This window comes from Pseudomonas sp. R4-39-08, assembly GCF_003852275.1.
In the GTDB taxonomy this organism is placed as follows: Bacteria; Pseudomonadota; Gammaproteobacteria; order Pseudomonadales; family Pseudomonadaceae; genus Aquipseudomonas.
Genome location: NZ_CP027733.1, coordinates 1,056,519 through 1,076,016 on the forward strand (window position 1 = coordinate 1,056,519; position 19,498 = coordinate 1,076,016).

The window sequence follows — 19,498 nt, forward strand, 5'->3', positions numbered from 1 at the left end:
TATAATTGACTGACACTCCGTCATCGGGGGCAAGCCCCCTCCCACATTGGGTCTTCATTGTTATTCAGATTGGGGTTAGAACACGTTGATTGGGTAGTCGACGATCACGCGGTACTCATCCACATCCCGATCCACCGCCGAGTAGCCATTGCCGCCACGGTTGGTCGCCCATTGCAGGCGTACCGCCAGGTCCTTGGCCTTGCCGCCCTGCACCACGTATTTCAGGTCGATATCGCGCTCCCAGTGCTTGGCGTTCTTGCCGTCGGCGCTGTACCAGCTGCTGTAGCCCCGGCTGTTCGGGTCTACCGTGGTCAGGTCGGTCTTGCCGCTGATATACGACACGGCGGATGTCAGGCCGGGCAGGCCGACACCGGTGAAGTCGTAGGCATACTTGAGCTTCCACGAACGCTCGTTGGGGCCGTTGAAGTCCGAGTATTGCTGGGAATTGTCCAGATACACGCTGTCGCCCTGGGTAATGTAGTCGAACGGCGTGTTGCCGTTGACCCGCTGGTAGGCGGCGGTAACGCTGTGGTTGCCCACGCCCAGGGTCACATGCAGGCTGTAGGTGTTGTTGTCGATAGCGCCCAGCAGTGCCTGGCCGGTGTCCTGGGTGTGGTAATAATGCAGGCCGGGGGTCAGGCTGACCAGGTCGTTGAGTGCATAGGTGTACTCGAGGTCGTAGTAGTACTGGTGCCACACGTCCTTGAGTTCAGCGGCGTACAGGTTGCTGGTCAACCCGGGGATGCCGCTGAACGCTACACCGGCCCAGTTCAGGTGCTGGGCGTCGGCGTCGGCCGGCAATGCGCCATAGCTGGTGCCGATGCGCCGGTGGCCGCTCTGGTTGTAGAGCTTGGTGAAGCTGGCCTGGCCGCCTTCGAACATCCAGCCGTCGAGGCTGTGGTTGGCCAGGCTCACGCCGCGAAACGTCTGCGGCAGCATGCGGGTCATGCCGCCGGCGATCACCGGGTTGTTGAGGAACAGGTCGCCGGCCTTCAGCTCGGTATCGAACGCGCGCAGTTTCAAGGTGCCGCCAGCGGTGGAGAACGTGCCGGGCGCCTTGCCGTTGCCGCTGCCGTACGGAAGGATGCTGGAACCGTCGGTGCCACCGCCGCCGTCGAGCTTGAGGCCGAGCATGGCGTTGAGGTCCAGGCCGACACCGACGGTGCCTTGGGTGTAGCCGGAGGTGAAGGTGCCGATAAAGCCCTGGCCCCATTCCTTGCTGTCATCGGTATGCAGGTCGCGACGGTCGCGATTCATGTAGTAGTTGCGGATGTCGATCGTGAGGTGCGAACCCTCGACGAAACCCTCGGTGGGCGTGGCGTCTGCCCCGTGGGCAAGGGGAGTGATCGTTGCTGCGATGGCGAGGAATAACGGGGTGAATGTCAGCGAGTTCTTCACCGGTGGAGCTCCTTTGGTCAATCATGAACGGCCAGTGTCGTGGGGTGTGCCTGGCCTTTTTTACGGCAAAAAAAAGCCGCTGAAGTCAGCGGCTTTAAGACAGATTCCCAGTGTAGAGCCCTGGAAATAAGTCGAGGGAAATTCGGGTGAGGGTTCGGCTGTCTTTACCGTCGCGCTCATCGATGCGTCAAAGTAACGCAGGCGAGCGGTGCGATACAGAGTGTAACAAGATAATGACTATTGCCCAAATCGTAACAGTTGGCTGCCGGTGGTACCCAGTGTGGGAGGGGCGTGTCAGACGGGCAGGGTGATGCCGAAGGTATTTTCGCCGCCTTCGCTGCGCACAAACACATCGCCGCCATGCATCAACGCAATCGCCTTGACGATAGCCAGCCCCAACCCGTGATTGGCCCCGCTGTTGCTGCGCGACGCATCCACCCGATAGAAACGTTCGAACAGTCGAGGCAGGTGCTCGCTGGCAATCACCTCGCCTGGGTTGGTCACGCCGATCGTTACCTGGTGCTCCAGCACATCGATGTTCACGTCGATGACCTGCCCAGGCGCGGTGTGCTGCACCGCATTGCTCAACAGGTTGATCAGTGCGCGGCGCAGGTGGGCTTTTTCGATATGCACTTGGGCGTCGCCCTGTACCCGCACCTGAACCTGGGCGTCTTCGAAGATAAAATCCAAGTAGTCGAGGGTGGTGGCGACTTCATCGGCCAGGGAGCTTTCAATCAGCTTGGTGGCCTTGCTGCCCTGGTCGGCACTGGCGAGGAACAGCATGTCGTTGATAATCGAGCGTAGTCGTTCCAGCTCTTCCAGGTTCGATTGCAGCACCTCGAAATAATGCTCGGCCGAACGCCCGCGGGTCAGCGCGACCTGGGTCTGGCCGATCAGGTTGGTCAGCGGCGAGCGCAGTTCATGGGCCACGTCGGCATTGAAGGATTCGAGGCGCGAGTAAGCGAGTTCGACGCGGTCGAGGGTGGCGTTGAACGAGTTGACGAACTGACTCAGTTCCGGCGGCAGCGGTGACAGTTGCAGGCGCCCGGAGAGTTTGGGCGGCGCGAGTTTCTGTGCTTCGTCCGAGAGTTTTTCCAGTGGCTTGAGGCCGATGCGCGACACCCAGAAGCCCAGCAACGAGGCCATCACCACGCCGACCAGCGCCAGGCTGATCAGCGCTACCAGCAGATGATGCTGGGTGGCGCGGAAATTCTCGGTGTCGATGGCGATCATGAAGCGCAGCGGTGGGCGTTGATCCTTGGCGGCGAACTGGCTCACCAGCACCTTGAACGGGTAATCGTGGCCGGGCAGGTGCAGGTCGCGTTTACCGGTCGGGCCCTGGGCAAAGGCGCGAATCTGCGCATCCGGTTCACCGTATTCGTAACTTGGGTCGCTGCTGACCACCCAGAAGCGAATGCGCTTGTCTTCCTCCCCCAGCAGCTTGAGCTTGGCCTTGATCTTGACCCAATGCTCCGGCGTGCCGAAGCGGTTCACCGAGGATTCGAGCACGCTGTAGCGCGCATCCAGCTCGGCCCCCGGCAACAACCCCAGGCCGCGATCCACTTGCTGGTACAGCGCGCCGCCGATCAGCACGAAGATCAGCAGCGCCACCAGGGTGAACATCCCGCTCAGGCGCAGGGCGATGGAGTTAGTCGGCACTGCGGTTCTCCAGCACGTAGCCCATGCCCCGGATGGTGTGCAGCAGTTTGTGTTCGAACGGCCCATCGAGTTTGGCGCGCAGGCGCTTGATCGCCACTTCGACCACGTTGGCGTCGCTGTCGAAATTGATGTCCCAGACCATCTCGGCAATCGCCGTCTTGGACAGGATTTCGCCCTGGCGCCGCGCCAATACGCTGAGCAACGAGAACTCCTTGGCGGTCAGGTCCAGGCGCACACCGTTGCGACTGGCCTTGCGGCTGATCAGGTCGATCCACAGGTCGGCGACCGTCACCTGCACCGGCTCATGGCCGCCACTGCGGCGGGTCAACGCCTGCAGGCGCGCCACCAGTTCGAGGAAGGAAAACGGCTTGCCCAGGTAGTCGTCGGCGCCTTCGCGCAGGCCACGGATGCGGTCTTCCACGCGCTCGCGGGCGGTAAGCATGATCACCGGGGTCTGTTTGCGTGCGCGTAAAGCACGCAATACGCCAAACCCGTCGAGCGCCGGCAGCATCACGTCGAGCACGATCACCGCGTAGTCGTTCTCCAGCGCCAGGTGCAACCCCTCGACGCCTTCGCGCGCCACATCGACGGTGTAACCTTGCTCCGTCAGGCCGCGGTGCAGGTAGTCCGCGGTTTTTTCTTCATCTTCAATAATCAGGACGCGCATCAGCCTTTTGTTCCAGGGCGGGGCCTTGGCCTCAGTGTGTGGTCGCCAGCTCGATCGCTGGTTTGGGCCTGTGGAAAAGTCGTTCAAGGTACAAGTATATGACCGGCGTGGTGAACAGCGTCAGCGCCTGGCTCACCAGCAAGCCGCCGACCACGGCGATGCCCAATGGCTGGCGCAATTCCGTGCCAGGGCCTGAGCCGAGCATCAACGGCACCGCGCCAAGCAGGGCGGCGAGGGTGGTCATGATGATCGGCCGGAACCGCGTGACGCAGGCTTCGTAGATCGCGTCCTCAGGCGCCAGGCCGCGTACGCGCTGGGCCTCCAGGGCGAAGTCGATCATCAGGATGCCATTTTTCTTGACGATGCCGATCAGCAGCACCAGGCCGATCAAGGCCATGATCGAAAAGTCCTGGCCCAGCAGCCACAGCATGATCAACGCGCCCAGGCCCGCCGAGGGCAAGGTAGAAATGATCGTCAGCGGGTGCACGAAACTCTCGTACAACACGCCCAGGATAATGTAGACCGCGACCAGTGCCGCGAGGATCAGCCACGGCTGGCTGGCCAGCGAGCTCTGGAAGGCCTGGGCCGCGCCCTGGAAATTTCCGATGATCGTACTGGGCATGCCGATGTCGTTCTTGGCCTGGTTGAGCATGATCACCGCATCCCCCAGCGCCACGCCGGGGGCCAGGTTGAACGACAGGTTGGCGGCCGGGAACATGCCGTCATGGCTGATGGACAACGGCCCCACGCTCGGTGGGTCGACCCTGGCCAGCGCCGACAGTGGCACCATCTCGTTGGTCAGCGGCGAGCGCAGGTAAAAATAGTTCAGGCTCTCGGCCTTGCCGCGCTGTTGGCGGTCCAGCTCCAGCACCACCTGGTACTGGTTGATCTCGGTCTGGTATTCGTTGATCTGGCGCTGGCCGAACGCGTCGTACAGCGCCTGGTCGACGTCGGTGGCGGTCAGGCCAAAACGAGCCGCGGCCTGGCGGTCGATGGTGATGTGGGTGATGCTGCCGCCCAATTGCAGGTCGTTGGACAGGTCCCGGAAGGCCGGGTTGCTGCGCAGTTTTTCGGTGAGGCGCTGGGTCCAGGTGTTCAGGGTCGGGCCGTCGTTGCTCTTGAGTACGTATTGGTACTGGGCGCGGCTGGGGCCGGAGCTCAAGTTGATGTCCTGGCCGGCGCGCAGGTACAAGACGATGCCCGGCACCTTCGCCAGTTGCGGGCGGATGCGGTCGATGAACTGGCTGGCCGACACATCGCGATCACCCCGGTCTTTCAAGGCGATCCAGAAGCGCCCGTTGGCGATGGTCTGGTTGCTGCCGGTCACACCCACCGAGTGGGAGAAGGCTTGCACCGCCGGGTCGGCCTTGACGATGTCGGCCAGCGCCTTGTGCTTGGCGACCATGTCCGGGTACGACACATCGGCTGCCGCCTCGCTGGTGCCCAGCACGAAACCGGTGTCCTGCACCGGGAAAAAGCCCTTGGGGATAAACACATAGCCGACCACGGCCAGGGCCAGGGTCACCACGAAGATCGCCGCCATGCTGCGTTGATGGGCCAGGGCACGCCGCAGGTTGCGCGCATAGCCGGCCAGCAGGCGCTCGCTGAAGGTGGGTTTGGCATGGGCGTGATGGGTTGGCGCACGCATGAACAGTGCGGCGAGGGTGGGCGCCAGGGTCAGCGAAACCACCACCGAAATCAGGATGGTCGAGGTGGCCGTCAACGCAAATTCCTTGAACAGCCGCCCGACCACGCCGCCCATGAACAGCAGTGGAATAAACGCCGCCACCAGCGAGAAGCTGATGGACACCACGGTAAAGCCGATTTCGCCGGAGCCTTTGATCGCGGCTTCGCGCTTGTCCAGGCCGGCCTCCAGGTGACGGTGGATGTTCTCCACCACCACAATCGCATCGTCCACCACAAAACCTACGGCAATCACGATGGCGACAAGGGTCAGGTTGTTCAAGCTGAAGCCCATCACATACATCAGCGCGAAACTGGCCACCAGCGACACACCGAGCACGGCAGACACAATCAACGTCGCCGACAGCTGGCGCAGGAACAGCGCCATCACCGCCACCACCAGCAGGATCGCGATCAGCAGGGTCATTTCCACTTCATGCAACGAGGCGCGGATAGTTTTGGTGCGGTCGGTCAGTACGCTGACCTGCACCGAGGCCGGCAGCATGGCTTCCAGGCGCGGCAGTGCTTGCTGGATGCGGTCGACCGTGTCGACGATATTCGCCCCCGGCTGGCGCGAAATCACCAGGTTGACCCCCGGCGTATCGCCGGACCAGGCCTGCACGTAGGCGTTTTCCGAACCGTTGACGACTTTGGCGATATCCCGCAGTTGCACGGGTGCGCCGTTCTTGTAGGACACAATCAACTGGCCGTATTCGTCGGGGTGAAACAGTTGATCGTTGGTCGACAGAGTCGACACGCTGTTGGCCCCGTAAATCGCGCCTTTGGCCAGGTTCAGGCTCGATTGCTGGATGGCCAGGCGGATGTCCGCGAGCGTCAAGCCGACTGCCGCGAGTTTGTCGGGCGAGGCCTGCACACGAATCGCCGGGCGTTGCTGGCCAGTGATGTTGATCTGGCCGACACCGTCGATCTGGCTGATCTGACGCGCCAGCAGGGTTTCCACGTAGTCGCTCAGTTCGGTGCTCGGCATGCTCGCGGAGTTGACGCTGAGGATCAGCACCGGGCTGTCGGCCGGGTTGACCTTCTTCCAGGTCGGCAGGCTCGGCATATCGCTGGGCAGCTTGCCGGAGGCGGTATTGATCGCGGCCTGCACTTCCTGGGCGGCGGTGTCGATGCTTTTGTCCAGAGTGAATTGCAGGGTCAAGAGGCTTGAGCCCAAGGCGCTGCTGGAGGTCATCTGGGTCATGCCGGGGATGGCGCTGAATTGCACCTCGAGCGGCGTCGCCACCGATGAGGCCATGGTGTCCGGGCTGGCGCCGGGCAGTTGGGCGGTGACCTGGATCGTCGGAAATTCCGCTTCCGGCAGTGGCGCAACGGCCAGCCGCGGGAAGGCAATGATCCCCAGCAGCACCAAGGCAAATGTCAGCAGCAGGGTGGCGACTGGGTGATCGACGCACCAGGCCGAGGGCGAGCGGCTGCCGCTCATGGCTGCACCTTGGCGTCGACGGTCTGGATCACCTGCGGCGGCTCCTTGAGCACTTGCACCTGGGCGCCCGCCTTGAGCCGCGACTGGCCATCGCTGACCAGCACGTCCCCGGCCTGCACGCCCTTGATGATGTTCAGCTCACCGTTCTGGTAGGTGACTTGCACGGGCACCACCTCCACCTGCTCACCGTTGAGCCGGTACACGAAATGTGAGTCCAGGCCACGCTGCACCACCGTCGGCGGCACCACCAGGGCGTTCCTGTCGACGGCGGTCTGGATCTTGATGGTCACCAGTTGTCCCGGCCACAGCTTCTGCGCGCTGTTTGGGAACTCGGCCTTGGCACGCAGGGTGCCGGTGGTGGAGCTGATCTGGTTGTCGATCAGGCTCAAGCGGCCTTCCCCCAGCAGGTCGCCGGTCTGGCCGTCGGTATCGGCCCCCAGGTAGGCATCGACACTGGCTTTTTGCGGGGCGGCGGTCAGGCCTTGCAGGGTTGGCAACATCTGCTGCGGCAGGGAGAACTCAACCGCGATCGGGTCGATCTGGGTGACCGAGAACAACCCTTGGGTATCGCTCATGCGCAGGAAGTTACCTTCATCCACCGTGCGAATGCCCACGCGACCACTGACGGGAGAGCGGATCTGGGTGTAGGAAAGTTGTACTTGAGCTGAATCAATCGCCGCCTGGTTACCTTGCACGGTGGCCTTGAGCTGGTTCACCAGGGCTTGTTGCTGGTCGTAGGTCTGCTTCGATACGCCGTCGTCGATACTCAGTTCCTTGTAGCGCTTGAGGTTGACCTGCGCCACTTGCAACTGCGCCTGGCTTTCCCCCAGCTGGGCCTTGGCCTGGTCGAGGCTGGCGCGGATCGAGCGGTCATCGATGGTCGCCAGCAGGTCGCCGGCCTTTACCTGTTGGCCTTCCTTGACCAGCAAGCGGGTGAGGATGCCGTCGATCTGCGGGCGGATCACCACGCTGTGCAACGACAACACCGTGCCAATGCCGCTGACGAACCGCGGGACATCCTGTTGCGCCACGCTTACCACGCGCACGGGAATAGCGCTGGGTGCCGCCAGCCGGGCCTTGGCGGGCCGAGTCAAGGTCCAGGCTGCCAGCGCCAGGACCAGAAGGGCGCCCACCAGCAGGGCCGTGTTTCGTTTTGTGGGCATAGAGGTGGCGCCAGGCAAAGGATCGGAAACGTGGAATGACCGTTATAGCCTTTTGATCGGGTCAGCAGAGTGACGGCTATCTGACAGCGCTGTCAGTTAAGCGGCGACCATTCGTACGACGACGCTTAAAGATCCGGGGCGCGCAGGTATACTGCGCGCCACTGTGGCCCGCTTGCCGGGCCCGCTTCATCTTTTGCGCACCTCGGAGCACCCATGACTTCCCCGATCCAACCCCCCGTTGAAGCGGTCGACCTCGTCGATTCGGTCGATGCCGACGGCGTTGAAAAAGCCGAAATCCCGGCGTTCAAGTTCCCTTTCAACCCGGGTGAACTGGCCGGGGCCAAGCAGGCCGCCCAGCCCTGGTACAAAGGTGGCGCGAAGAATGGCCATACCAAAACGCCAGGCATGGCGCCGCCGGGTACGCGTCGTTCGATGGGTAAACGTTGAGAGTAATGCGCATATTCGCCGTATAGGCAGTTGCCTACAGCTCGCGTCGATATTTCTTATTGTAGGTCCGCGACCGTTTCTTGAAAGCTTGCGCAGCATCGCCTTGCCCTGATCATTTGTATCGGGACATGGCGACGCAGCTCTCTCCGGAAAAGGACGTTTCCCGTGGCTTTGATACATCTCTGTGTGGCGCTTGCCCTCCTGTTATCGGTGGAGGCCGTGGCCGCCGCCGAGCCGCCGCGACGCGAAATCCGCTTCGCTGTCGCGGCGCATTTTCCCCCCTTTCAAAGCCGTAATCCGCAAGGGCAATTGGTGGGGCTCAATATCGAATTGGGTAACGCCCTGTGCGTGCAGCTCAATGTGCATTGCACGTGGGTCGACCAGATCGTCATGGAAAACTTCCCCGCCCTCGATGCCCGGCAATTTGACGCGATCATGGGGATGGCACCGACCTTGAGTCGACAGCAGAGAGTCAATTTCAGCGATGACCTCTACCCGATCACTACCTGGCTGGTGGCCCGCAGAAACTCAGGCTTGAGCCCGCACAAGCGGTTACTCAAGGGCAAGCGGGTCGGGGTGTTGGTCAGGAGCAATCGCGAAGCCTTTGCCCGGTCGCAGTGGGCGCCGGCTGGCGTGATCATCGAGAGCTACTGGCTCAACGACCAACTGGTGCGCGGCCTGGTTGCGGGCGAGATCGATGCGACGCTGCAGGGCGCCGTGGAAATCCGAGAGGCCTTGCTCGACACGCCTGAAGGCATGGATTTCGATTTCATGGGCCCGCCGGTATCGTCTGACCTGTTGGGCAACAGTGTCGCGATTGCACTGCGCAAAACCGATACCGTGTTGCGTACCGAACTCAACCATGCCCTTGAGCAACTCAAGCAGAACGGCGAGTACCAGCGCATCCTCCAGCCCTACCGCCTCGACACCGCGCCCGTGAACCCGTCGAGTCTCAAGCCGCCCGCAACGGGATAAACGCGTAATTGGCCGGCACTTCGGTAGCAATCTGCGCGCCGGCATCCAGCAGTTGTTCGGCAATCTCCATCCCGGAGACGTGAAACACCCACTCGTTGGCCGTGATCGGCTGGTCAGTTGCCAACGCAATGGCTTGGGCAAACGCATTCATATCCGGCAAATACGCCGTGAACCCGTCGCCCTTGAGTGCGGTAGTACGAATCCCCAGCAAGGCACACACGGCCTCCTTGGTTTGCACATCGTCACGGTCGGCCTGGCGTGAACGGCGGATCAGTTCAGCCAGTTCAGCATCCATCAATGCCCCGCCCACGATCAACGCCGGCCCCTGTTCCCAGGATTCCGGCGGGCAATCCTTGGCGCTCGGGTTCAGCGGGATGTGCGGATTGATCTCCATCGGATAGATCCGGCACACCAGCGGACGTCGTTCATAGATGCCGCAGCGATTGTCTTCGTCAAGATTCCGACAGCGCCCGGCGTTGTAGGCCGCAAAGGTGATCGCCACGAATGCCTGGGTATTGCCGCTGGGCACCACCACTGAACGGCGTTCGGCATGTTCACGCTGCTGCTGGGGCAAACCCAGGCCGCTGGCGAGAAAACCTTCTACCAGAACAATGACATTGCCACCGTCCGCCGCCCACTGCCGGGCTTCGTCGAGGGTCAGGGGCACGTGGTGATCGGAGCAGCATTTGCCACAACCTACGCAGGAAAAGTGAGTATTCATGGCGGATCTGTCACCAGGCAAGGTCAGAAGGCAAGCATGGGCGGTGACGGGTTTTTACCTCTATCCACCGCTTGGGCTCTCTGGAAGCAAGTTATGCGCCAGTGACGTCAGTCCTCAACCACGTCGCGCAGGACGAACCGCATGCCTGCGCTTTCATACAGCTGCCGCGCGCGCAGATTGCTCTCCAGCACCTTGAGGTCCACATAGGGTTCGCCACGCTGCTTGAAGACGTGGAAGGCATGCAGCAGCAACGCTCGGCCAAGCCCCTGGCCCTGGGCGCAGGGGTGTATCGAGAGGTTCTTGATAAAGGCACTGGTCCAGCATTGCGCCACGCCGAGAATGCCCTCGGCGTTACTGGCTACCAGGCACAACGAGGGGTCGAACTCGGCATCGGCAACGAATTGCCGGCGCCATTGCTCAAGGCCCGCGACACGGCCACCGCCCTGATCCTGGGTCATGCGCAATACCGCGTGAATCGCCGGGGCCAGTTCATCGCGATAGTGATCCAGCTGGGTGTTGGCCGGCCACTGCGGCGCCGGCAGGCTGCCGGTCAGGTCGCGTCGCAGCAGCTGGAAATACTCAGCCAAGGCTTACAAACCCTTTTGCGCCACGGTTTGCGCAGCCACCACCAGGCACTTGGTCAGCTCGGGGGAGGAAAACTTGGTCAGCACCGCATCGGCGCCGGCCAGGCGGGCTTTTTCACTGTTCATTGCGCTGTCCAGGGAGGTGTGCAACAGCACGTAGAGCTGCTGGAAGTCCGGAGTTTCGCGCAGCGTGCGGGTGAGGGCATAACCGTCCATCTCGGACATTTCGATGTCCGACACCACCACATTGATTTGCTCGCCCGTGCCTTGCAGCTCCAGCAGCACGTCGATGGCCTCCTTGGCGCTGCGCGCGGTGTGACAGGTCAGCCCGAGGTTGCGCAGCGTATGCACCGATTGCTGCAGCGCCACTTGGCTGTCATCCACCACCAGGATGCGTGCATGGCCGAGGACTTCGGCTTCTTCCATGGTCAGGTCGGTCGGCGCGGCTTCTATCGGCGCCGGGGCGATGCCATGGATGACTTTTTCGATATCCAGCACCTGCACCAGGCCGCCTTCCACCTGGGTCACCCCGGTGATAAACGCGCGATTGCCGCCGGAGCCATAGGGCGGTGGGCGGATATCGGTGGTCAGGCAATGCACGATCTTGCTCACCGCCTGCACATGCAAGCCCTGCTTGGAACGGCTGACATCGGTGACGATCAGGCAGCCGCCGTTCGGGTCCTGCAACGGCATCTCGCCCAGGGCGCGGCTCAGGTCGATCACCGCCAACGAGTTACCGCGCAACGTGGCAATGCCTTTGACGTGGGGGTGCGACTCCGGCAGTTTGGTCAGCGGAGGGCAGGGGATGATTTCGCTGACTTTCAGCAGGTTGATCGCCATCAGCTTGCCGCTGCGCAAGGTAAAGAGCAGAAGCGAAAGTGAGTCTGCGCGGGCTTTGGTGGTGGGCATAAAAACCTTCTGTGGATCAGGGGTGGCGATCTATGGAAGGTTATCGACCCTCTCACGAAAAACTAAAGGTGTGACCTGTGGCGAGGGAGCTTGCTCCCGCTGGGCTGCGAAGCGGCCCCAAAAAGCCTGGGAGCGCTACGCACTCCAGCGCGAGCAAGCTCGCTCGCCACAACAAGCGCGCTCCAACAGGGCGGGGTGTCAGCCTTTCCACACTTGTGGGTTCACCAGGTCCTGCGGGCGTTGGCCGAGCAGGGCGCTGCGCAGGTTGTCGAGCGCGCGGTTGGCCATGGCTTCGCGGGTTTCATGGGTCGCCGAACCGATATGCGGCAGCGTCACCGCATTGCTCAACTGGAACAGGGGCGACTCGGCCAGCGGTTCCTTTTCATACACATCCAGCCCGGCGCCACGAATGCGCTGGGTTTGCAAGGCCTGGATCAGCGCGGGCTCGTCCACTACCGGGCCACGGGAGATGTTAATCAGGATCGCACTGGACTTCATCAGCGCCAGCTCCCGGCTGCTGATCAGGTGACGGGTCTTGTCGCTTAGCGGCACCACCAGGCAAACGAAATCCGCTTCGGCCAGCAACTGGTCCAGGCTGCGAAACTGTGCGCCCAGCTCTTGTTCCAGTGCGCTCTTGCGGCTGTTGCCGCTGTACAGGATCGGCATATTGAAGCCCAGGCGCCCACGCCGGGCCACGGCCGCGCCGATATTGCCCATGCCGACGATGCCCAGGGTCTTGCCGTGTACATCGCAGCCAAACAACGGGGCGCCAACGCTGGCTTTCCACTGGCCGGCCTTGGTCCAGGCGTCCAGTTCGGCCACGCGGCGTGCGCTGCTCATCAACAGGGCGAAGGCCAGGTCGGCGGTGCTTTCGGTGAGCACATCGGGGGTATTGGTGAGCATGATCCCGCGCTCGTTGAAGTAGGCGACATCGTAGTTGTCGTAGCCCACCGACACACTGGACACCACCTCAAGCTTACGCGCGCCTTCAAGCTGTTCGCGGCCCAGCTTGCGGCCCACGCCGATCAGACCGTGGGCGTGGGGCAGGGCTTCGTTGAATTGGGCGTTGATGTCCCCCAGCTTGGGGTTGGGCGCAATCACCTCGAAATCCTGTTGCAGGCGTTCGATCATTTGCGGGGTGACACGGCTGAAGGCAAGGACAGTCTTTTTCATGGCAGGCGGGCTCATCGACTACGGAAGAATGCCAAGCAACCTAACATATTGTCAGGACCCCGTTGAACCGATGTGGGAGGGCAAGCTCCCTCCCACAAGGTTCTTTATCGTCTGCCAGCAATCAGTTCGCCAAACGCGCACCGCTCAGGGTGCCGCTCAACTCGTATGCCACCAATTCCGCTTGATGTGCCGCGAGAATCTCCGGCAGCGAACCGCGCAAGTATTCCACCCAGGTCTTGATCTTCGCATCCAGGTATTGGCGCGACGGGTAGATGGCGTACAGGTTCAGCTCCTGGGAACGGTAGTTGGGCATCACCCGCACCAATGTGCCGTTACGCAAACCTTCTATCGCGGCATACACCGGCAGCAGGCCGACGCCCATGCCGCTGGTGATCGCGGTTTTCATCGCGTCGGCCGAATTGACCAAAAACGGCGAGCTGTTCACCGCAACGCTTTCCTGGCCTTCGGGCCCGTTGAAGGTCCATTTATCCAGCTGGATCACCGGGCTGACCAGGCGCAGGCAGGCGTGATTGAGCAAATCCTGGGGCCTTTGTGCGCAACCCTTGGCCTTGACGTATTCCGGCGAGGCGCAGGCGATGCTGTAGGTGATGCCCAGGCGCTGCGAGACGAAACCGGAATCGGGCAGTTCGCTGGCCAGTACGATGGACACGTCATAGCCTTCATCGAGCAGGTCCGGCACGCGGTTGGCGAGCGTCAGGTCGAAGGTCACGTCGGGATGGGTGCGGCGGTAGCGGGCAATCGCGTCGATCACGAAGTGCTGGCCGATACCGGTCATGGTGTGCACTTTCAATTGCCCGGCGGGACGCGCATGGGCGTCGCTGGCTTCCGCCTCGGCTTCCTCGACGTAGGCGAGGATCTGCTCGCAGCGCAGCAAATAGCGCTTACCGGCCTCGGTCAGCGCGATGCGGCGAGTGGTGCGGTTGAGCAAGCGGGTTTGCAGGTGGGCCTCAAGGTTTGAGACCGCGCGCGAGACGTTGGCGGTGGTAGTGTCCAGCTGCGCGGCGGCGGCGGTGAAGCTGCCGGCCTCTGCAACGCAACTGAACGCGCGCATGTTTTGCAAAGTGTCCATGGGGTGTTCTCAAGGGAGATGGCAAATTGTGACAGAAAGTTGCGCCGTCCAGTGATCCCTACCAACGGATTATCGCCTTAACGGTAACAAAGATTCACAGGAATGACAGCTTATCGGCGCTCATCGCGGGCCCTAGAATTGCGCCACCTCTCCCCGTAACACCCTCTCAGGAATTCGTAAGCGTGCCGCGTCGCATCAGCAGAGAGCTGAAGACTCTCAGTGTTTGGGCCTTTACGCTCGCCATCAGCGGCTGTATCGGAACCGCAGGAATCGGCCCCCAGGGCCAATCCTTGAATGCCAACGAGCTGGCCACGGACGAAGCGATCCAGAACGCCGCCAGCGACGCCCACTGGCCCACCGCCCGATGGTGGCAGGCCTACGGCGATCCGCAACTGAACCGCTGGGTCGAACTTGCCACGCAAAACAGCCCGAGTATGGCCATGGCCGCCGCACGGGTGCGTGAAGCGCGCGCCATGGCCGGGGTGGCGGAGTCTGCCGAGTCCGTGCAGATCGACAGCGACACCACCCTCAAACGCCACAACTGGCCGAAGGATCAGTTCTACGGCCCCGGCGAATTGAGCGGTGCGAACACTTGGGATAACAATTCATCCCTGGGCTTGAGTTACGCACTCGACCTGTGGGGCAGCGAAAGTAACGCCACCGAGCGTGCCGTCGACCTGGCCCATATGAGCGCAGCCCAAGCGCGCCAGGCCCAGCTCGAGCTGCAGAACAACGTGGTGCGCGCCTACATCCAGTTGTCGTTGCATTACGCCGATCGCGACATTGTCGCTGCCACCTTGGCCCAGCAACAGCAGATGCTGGATCTGGCCAACAAACGCCTGGACGCCGGGATCGGCACGCACTTCGACGTCAGCCAGGCCGAGACCCCGCTGCCTGAAACCCACCGTCAGTTGGACGCGCTCGATGAGGCAATCGCCCTGAGCCGCAACCAGCTGGCGGCGCTGGCCGGCAAAGGCCCGGGCGAGGGTGCACAATTGCAACGCCCCAGCCTGTCGCTGGCCGCTGCGTTGAAACTACCTTCGAACTTGCCTGCGCAATTGCTCGGCCAGCGACCGGATGTGGTCGCCAGTCGCTGGCAGGTGGCGGCGCAGGCGCGTGGCATCGATGTCGCCCATGCAGGTTTCTACCCCAACGTCGATCTGATCGGCAGCCTCGGTTTCATGGCCACCGGTGGCGGCATGCTGGAGTTCCTTGCGGGCAGCAAATTCAATTACAACGTCGGCCCGGCTATTACCCTGCCGATCTTTGACGGTGGGCGTCTGCGTGCGCAACTGGGGCAAGCCAGCGCCGGTTACGACATCGCCGTGGCGCATTACAACCAAACCCTGGTCAATGCGCTCAAGGGCATCAGTGACCAACTGATCCGTCGCGAGTCCATGGACAAACAGGCGGCGTTTGCCGCGCAATCGGTGGCGTCGGCGCAGAAAACCTACGACATCGCGATCATCGCCTATCAGCGCGGCCTCACCGACTACCTCAATGTGCTGAATGCCCAGTCCCTGCTGTTTCGCCAGCAGCAGATAGCCCAACACGTACAGGCCGCACGCCTGAGTGCTCACGCCGAACTGGTGACTGCCTTGGGCGGTGGCCTCGGTGCCGACGACGATGTACCGCGCAACGACAAGACCCTCCCCGGCAAGCCCCCTGCGGCGCTGGCCGTGTTCGATCACTGAGTAGATGGCCATGATTGCTTTGCCTGCACCCCTGCGCTGGCTGCACGCCCTTGAGTGGCGCCGTGGTTTTTTCGACTGGGCGCGCAGCGATGGCGTGACCTGGGTGTATATCTTCAAGGTGCTGCTCGCCGCGTTCCTCACGCTGTGGCTGGCGATGCGCCTGGAACTGCCGCAGCCGCGCACCGCGATGATCACCGTATTTATCGTGATGCAACCGCAGAGCGGCCAGGTATTCGCCAAGAGTTTTTACCGCTTTCTCGGCACCTTGGCCGGGTCGGCGGTGATGGTATTGCTGATCGCGTTGTTTGCGCAGAACACTGAACTGTTCCTCGGCGCCCTGGCCATCTGGGTGGGTATCTGCACCGCCGGTGCGACGCGTAACCGTAACTTTCGCGCCTACGGGTTTGTGCTCGCCGGCTACACGGCGGCGATGGTCGGCTTGCCGGCGCTGGCCCACCCGGACGGCGCCTTTATGGCCGCGGTGTGGCGCGTGCTGGAAATTTCCCTGGGGATTCTCTGCTCGACGCTGGTCAGCGCCGCGATCCTGCCGCAGACCTCCAGCGCCGCGATGCGCAATGCGCTCTATCAACGCTTTGGCGTGTTCGCATTATTCGTCACCGACGGCCTGCGCGGTCGCAGCCAGCGTGAAGGCTTTGAAAGCACCAACGTGCGCTTTATCGCCGAGGCAGTGGGCTTGGAAGGTTTGCGTAGCGTCACCGTGTTCGAAGACCCGCACATGCGCCGGCGCAACGGCCGGCTCAATCGTCTCAACAGCGAGTTCATGAGCATCACCACGCGCTTCAACGCCTTGCACCAGTTGCTGGCGCGGTTGCGCGCCGACGCAGCCGATCACGTGGTCGCGGCGATCAAGCCCGGCCTGCAGGACCTGGCCGAAGTGCTCGACGGGTTTTCCGGCCAGGCGCTGACCAGCCCCGACGCGGCACGGTTGGTCAACTTGCTCAGTGCCTATAAGGACAGCTTGCCTGCCAAGGTGCGCAGCCTGCGCGCCGGCTTCCAGCAAAGTGCCCCCACCGAAGCCGAACAACTGGATTTTCATACCGCCTACGAGCTGCTGTACCGCTTCGTCGACGACCTGCACAACTATGCGCAAACCCATGCGTCCCTGGCCGATCACCGCCACGCGCGGGAAGACTGGGACCAGGCCTACACGCCGAAAACCAACTGGCTGGCCTGCGCCGCCGCCGGGATACGTGCCTCGTTCATCCTGGTCGTCCTCGGCAGTTATTGGGTAGCCACTGCCTGGCCCAGCGGCGCCACCATGACCTTGATCGCGGCCGCCACCGTCGGCCTGTCCGCCGCCACGCCCAACCCCAAGCGCATGGCCTTCCAGATGGCCTGCGGCACCTTGATCGGTGCGCTGGTGGGCTTCGTCGAAATGTTCTTCGTGTTTCCCTTGATCGATGGCTTCGCGCTGCTGTGCGTGATGCTGGCGCCGGTGATCATTTTCGGCGCCTTTCTCGCCTCACGCCCGCAGTACGCCGGGGTCGGCGTGGGCTTGCTGATCTTCTTCAGCACCGGCTCGGTGCCGGATAACCTGACGCTCTACAACCCTTACAGCTTTATCAACGACTACATCGCCATGGTCATCGGCATGCTGGTGTGCGCGGCGGCCGGGGCGATCATCCTGCCGCCCAATAGTCGCTGGCTGTGGCGTCGCCTCGAGCAAGACCTGCGCGAGCAGGTGGTGTACGCGATCAGCGGCAAGCTCAAGGGCCTGGCGTCGAGTTTCGAAAGCCGCACCCGTGACCTGCTGCACCAGGCCTATGGCCTCGCTGCCGGCCAGCCGCAGGTGCAACGCGAGCTGCTGCGCTGGATGTTCGTGGTGCTGGAGGTCGGCCACGCGATCATCGAATTGCGCAAGGAACAGGCGATCCTGCCGGTGCACCCGGCGTACGCCGAATCCCAGCCCTGGCGCCAGGCAATCCGCGTGATGGGGCGCTCGCTGGTGCGGCTGTTCCTGCAGCCCAGCGCCAGCAACCTGGAGCGCGGGCTGATCGCCGTCGACCATGCGATCAGCCGCGTGCAGGCCACCGACGAACCCTTCGCGCCGCACTTCGACACCTCGGCCCTGCGCCGTGTGAAAAGCTACCTGCACTTTATCCGCACCTCGTTGCTCGACCCGCAATCGCCGTTGGCGGCCCTAAAAGGCACCACGCAAGGAGCCATGAATGCCCCGTGAAATCGCCTTCCACGGCCTCTATATGCCGAGCATGACCCTGATGTTCCTGATCGCGGCTGTGCTGGCCTGGGCCCTGGACCGTTTCCTGGCCGGGTTCGACCTGTACCGGTTTTTCTGGCACCCGGCGTTGCTGCGCCTGAGCCTGTTCGTTTGCCTGTTCGGCGCCCTGGCGCTGAGCGTCTACCGTTGAGAATGCCCCGATGAAAAAGTTTTTCAGCCTGCTCGCGACCTTGCTGGTGCTGGCGTTGGCGATCTGGATTGGCCGCACGTTGTGGGTGCACTACATGGAAACGCCGTGGACCCGCGACGGCCGTGTACGCGCCGATATCATCAACGTCGCTGCCGACGTCACTGGCGAAGTGGTGGACGTGCCGGTGCGTGATAACCAGTTGGTGAAGAAGGGCGACCTGTTGATGCAGATCGACCCCGAGCACTACCGCATCGCGGTCAAGCAGGCGCAGTCGCTGGTTGCCTCGCGTAAGGCCACCTGGGAAATGCGCAAGGTCAACGCACACCGTCGCGCCGACCTCGATGCGCTGGTGATCTCCAAGGAAAACCGCGACGACGCCAGCAATATTGCCGACTCGGCACTGGCTGATTACCAGCACGCGCTGGCGCAACTGGAAGCGGCCGAACTGAATTTGAAACGCACACAGGTTTTGGCGGCAGTGGACGGCTACGTCACCAACCTCAATGTGCATCGCGGTGACTATGCGCGCATCGGTGAGGCCAAGATGGCCGTGGTGGATATGAACTCGTTCTGGGTTTACGGTTTTTTCGAAGAGACCAAGCTGCCCCACGTCAAAATCGGCGACAAGGCCGACATGCAACTGATGAGTGGCGAGACCCTCAAAGGCCACGTGGAAAGCATCTCGCGCGGCATCTACGACCGCGACAACCCCGAGAGCCGCGAACTGATCGCCGATGTGAACCCGACCTTCAACTGGGTGCGCCTGGCCCAGCGCGTGCCGGTACGGATTCACATCGATGAAGTGCCGAAAGGCGTGCTGCTGGCGGCGGGCATCACCTGCACCGTGATCGTCAATCCAGCACAGAACTAAAATGTGGGAGGGGGCTTGCCCTAATGCCAGTCAGTTAAGGCTTTTTGTAGGAACGAGGCGGGCGGCTAGCCCTTGCTCGCGAAAAACTCACAGGCACCGCGTTTATTCGGGAAGCACGCGTTATCGTTGACGTTTTTCGCGAGCAAGCTCGCTCCTACAGACGGTGGTGTACGCTTAACTGACTGGCATTAGGGCTTGCCCCCTCCCACATTCTTCAATCGAGTCAGGCCTTGATAAAAGTTTCATGCAAATGGCGCCACAACAGCGCACCACTGGCCTGCTTCTCGAACACCACCGTCGCCCGTCGATCCGTCTGCGTACCGCTGTCATCAACCTGATGCTCGCGATAAGTCACCGTGGCACCGCGTGCATGCCGGTCGATGCCGGTCATTTCGCTCAAGGTGATTTTCAAACCTGGGCGCATGCCACCCAGCCGAGTGAACAGGGCATTCACCCCGGCTGTGTTGACCCGCGTACCCGTGGCGGGCGCGACCATGCTGAATTCGGGCGAGAAGCGCGCGAGCAGGCTCTGCAGGGTGCCTTCGGGCGCGACGCCGGCAAACCATTGCTCGATTTCGACGTGGGTCTGGATCACTTCTTCGAAAAAGTCGCTGTAGTCGATCATGGTGT

General features: G+C 62.3%; 17 protein-coding genes. 6 read left to right on the forward strand and 11 right to left on the reverse strand.

All coding sequences use genetic code 11. The features are described from left to right. Window positions 1-75: 75 nt before the first annotated feature. From C4J88_RS04655 to C4J88_RS04675, 5 genes are all read right to left on the reverse strand, one after another. Window positions 76-1,398 (reverse strand): OprD family porin, encoded by a 1,323-nt coding sequence (locus tag C4J88_RS04655; protein WP_124406310.1) that lies wholly within the window; start codon window positions 1,396-1,398, stop codon window positions 76-78. A gap of 294 nt (window positions 1,399-1,692) precedes the next feature. Beyond that, entirely contained in the window at window positions 1,693-3,057 is a 1,365-nt protein-coding gene (locus tag C4J88_RS04660) for a heavy metal sensor histidine kinase (protein ID WP_124365881.1), read from the reverse strand. Beyond that, a complete protein-coding gene (locus C4J88_RS04665; protein WP_124361366.1) occupies window positions 3,047-3,724 on the reverse strand; it encodes a heavy metal response regulator transcription factor in 678 nt (225 codons plus the stop codon). Before C4J88_RS04665 ends, C4J88_RS04660 begins: the two co-directional genes overlap by 11 nt. 31 nt (window positions 3,725-3,755) lie before the next feature. After that, on the reverse strand, window positions 3,756-6,851 hold the full coding sequence (locus C4J88_RS04670; protein ID WP_124406311.1) for a multidrug efflux RND transporter permease subunit: 3,096 nt from the start codon (window positions 6,849-6,851) through the stop codon (window positions 3,756-3,758). Further along, window positions 6,848-8,014 carry an efflux RND transporter periplasmic adaptor subunit gene (locus C4J88_RS04675; protein ID WP_124406312.1) on the reverse strand — a complete coding sequence of 389 codons (1,167 nt, stop codon included), beginning with the start codon at window positions 8,012-8,014 and terminating at the stop codon, window positions 6,848-6,850. Before C4J88_RS04675 ends, C4J88_RS04670 begins: the two co-directional genes overlap by 4 nt. Before the next feature lie 213 nt (window positions 8,015-8,227). On the opposite strand from C4J88_RS04675, the gene C4J88_RS04680 reads away from it, so the two are divergent. Together C4J88_RS04680 and C4J88_RS04685 are read left to right on the forward strand one after the other, a co-directional pair. Next, window positions 8,228-8,461, forward strand: coding sequence for a hypothetical protein (locus C4J88_RS04680; protein WP_124361369.1), 234 nt, complete (start codon window positions 8,228-8,230; stop codon window positions 8,459-8,461). A 165-nt stretch (window positions 8,462-8,626) separates the two neighbouring features. Then, window positions 8,627-9,436 carry a transporter substrate-binding domain-containing protein gene (locus tag C4J88_RS04685; protein ID WP_124365885.1) on the forward strand — a complete coding sequence of 270 codons (810 nt, stop codon included), beginning with the start codon at window positions 8,627-8,629 and terminating at the stop codon, window positions 9,434-9,436. Here C4J88_RS04685 and C4J88_RS04690 read toward each other — a convergent pair. The 5 genes from C4J88_RS04690 to C4J88_RS04710 form a co-directional block, all read right to left on the reverse strand. Beyond that, window positions 9,414-10,157: a YkgJ family cysteine cluster protein gene (locus tag C4J88_RS04690; RefSeq protein WP_124406313.1), complete on the reverse strand. Its 744-nt coding sequence runs from the start codon at window positions 10,155-10,157 to the stop codon at window positions 9,414-9,416. The genes C4J88_RS04685 and C4J88_RS04690 overlap by 23 nt on opposite strands. A gap of 107 nt (window positions 10,158-10,264) precedes the next feature. Further along, window positions 10,265-10,744: an N-acetyltransferase gene (locus tag C4J88_RS04695; protein ID WP_124403132.1), complete on the reverse strand. Its 480-nt coding sequence runs from the start codon at window positions 10,742-10,744 to the stop codon at window positions 10,265-10,267. Between the two features lie 3 nt (window positions 10,745-10,747). Continuing rightward, on the reverse strand, window positions 10,748-11,650 hold the full coding sequence (locus C4J88_RS04700; RefSeq protein WP_124369699.1) for a chemotaxis protein CheV: 903 nt from the start codon (window positions 11,648-11,650) through the stop codon (window positions 10,748-10,750). Between the two features lie 198 nt (window positions 11,651-11,848). Continuing rightward, window positions 11,849-12,823, reverse strand: coding sequence for a D-glycerate dehydrogenase (locus tag C4J88_RS04705; protein WP_124406314.1), 975 nt, complete (start codon window positions 12,821-12,823; stop codon window positions 11,849-11,851). Window positions 12,824-12,944: 121 nt separating this feature from the next. Next, window positions 12,945-13,913 carry a LysR family transcriptional regulator gene (locus C4J88_RS04710; protein WP_124361375.1) on the reverse strand — a complete coding sequence of 323 codons (969 nt, stop codon included), beginning with the start codon at window positions 13,911-13,913 and terminating at the stop codon, window positions 12,945-12,947. Window positions 13,914-14,095: 182 nt separating this feature from the next. Between C4J88_RS04710 and C4J88_RS04715 the strand changes: the two genes are divergently transcribed. Genes C4J88_RS04715 through C4J88_RS04730 form a run of 4 tightly spaced genes read left to right on the forward strand, consistent with a single transcriptional unit; the run spans window position 14,096 to window position 18,868 of the window. After that, window positions 14,096-15,607 (forward strand): efflux transporter outer membrane subunit, encoded by a 1,512-nt coding sequence (locus C4J88_RS04715; RefSeq protein WP_124406315.1) that lies wholly within the window; start codon window positions 14,096-14,098, stop codon window positions 15,605-15,607. A 10-nt stretch (window positions 15,608-15,617) separates the two neighbouring features. Beyond that, entirely contained in the window at window positions 15,618-17,807 is a 2,190-nt protein-coding gene (locus C4J88_RS04720) for an FUSC family protein (protein WP_124406316.1), read from the forward strand. Continuing rightward, window positions 17,797-17,997 carry a DUF1656 domain-containing protein gene (locus C4J88_RS04725; RefSeq protein ID WP_124361378.1) on the forward strand — a complete coding sequence of 67 codons (201 nt, stop codon included), beginning with the start codon at window positions 17,797-17,799 and terminating at the stop codon, window positions 17,995-17,997. Before C4J88_RS04720 ends, C4J88_RS04725 begins: the two co-directional genes overlap by 11 nt. Before the next feature lie 10 nt (window positions 17,998-18,007). Further along, on the forward strand, window positions 18,008-18,868 hold the full coding sequence (locus C4J88_RS04730; RefSeq protein WP_124406317.1) for an HlyD family secretion protein: 861 nt from the start codon (window positions 18,008-18,010) through the stop codon (window positions 18,866-18,868). Between the two features lie 223 nt (window positions 18,869-19,091). Here the strand turns inward: C4J88_RS04730 and C4J88_RS04735 are convergent, their stop codons facing one another. Then, window positions 19,092-19,493, reverse strand: a complete 402-nt coding sequence (locus C4J88_RS04735; RefSeq protein WP_124365893.1) for a DUF4440 domain-containing protein — start codon at window positions 19,491-19,493, stop codon at window positions 19,092-19,094. Window positions 19,494-19,498 lie beyond the last annotated feature (5 nt).